Annotated in this window: 1 pseudogene; it reads left to right on the plus strand. The window is 58.7% G+C overall.

What is annotated here, in order from left to right:
• A pseudogene (locus tag H3H39_RS28660) lies at nt 1-958 on the plus strand (IS3 family transposase); the annotation flags it as partial.
• Between the last annotated feature and the right edge of the window lie 33 nt (nt 959-991).

Consider the following 991-nt stretch of genomic DNA (forward strand, 5'->3'; position numbering starts at 1 on the left):
AGCTGCGCAAAGAACTGGCGGTCGAACGGATGGAAAAGGAAGTGCTAAAAAAGGCCACCGCGTACTTTGCGAGGGAGTCGCTGCCCGGTACGCGTTCATGAAATCGGTGCGACTCGAATATCCGCTTAATCTGTTGTGCCGCGTCTTTGAGGTGTCGCGCAGTGGCTTCTACGCGGCGTTCGATCGCCGGCCATCGCTACGAGCGCAGGCCGATGAACGATTGAAGGTCGCCATCAAGGCAGTCCATGTGCAGACTCGCGAAACCTACGGGGCGTTGCGCTTGCAACCGGAGCTGGTCGCGCAAGGATTCAACACAGGGCGTGATCGCATCGTTCGACTGCGGCGGGAACTTGGGCTGCGTTGCAAGCAAAAACGGAAGTTCAAGGCGACGACGAATTCGAAGCATGGCTACCCGGTCGCGCCGAACCTGTTGGATCAGACCTTTGCGCCGACGCGCCCGAACGAAGCCTGGGTCAGTGACATCACCTACGTCTCCACTGACGAAGGGTGGCTTTACCTGGCAGGCATCAAGGACGTCTTTACGTGCGAAATGGTGGGCTACGCCATGGGCGCGAGAATGACGCAGGAGCTGACGGCGCAAGCGTTGTGGCGGGCCGTACGAAGCAAGCGACCGGCGCCGGGACTGATCCTGCACTCCGACAGAGGAAGCCAATATTGCGCCGACGATTACAGCAAGCTGGTCGCGCAGTTCGGCATGCAGGCATCCATGTCGCGCAAGGGGAACTGCTACGACAACGCGCCGATGGAGAGCTTCTGGGGCAGCTTGAAGAATGAGATGATTCATCATCAGAGGTACGCCACGCGGGCCAACGCGGAAGCAGCGATCAGGGAGTACATCGAAATCTTCTATAACCGCCAGCGGCGTCATTCGCGCCTTGGCTACGTATCACCAGCGTCGTTTGCCGCTGATTTCAGCAAACAGGCGCTGGCGGCTTGAAACGGAAGTGTCCACTATTGACAGTACACCTCA

Origin of the sequence: Rugamonas apoptosis, from assembly GCF_014042355.1 — a bacterium.
In the GTDB taxonomy this organism is placed as follows: domain Bacteria; phylum Pseudomonadota; class Gammaproteobacteria; order Burkholderiales; family Burkholderiaceae_D; genus Rugamonas; species Rugamonas apoptosis.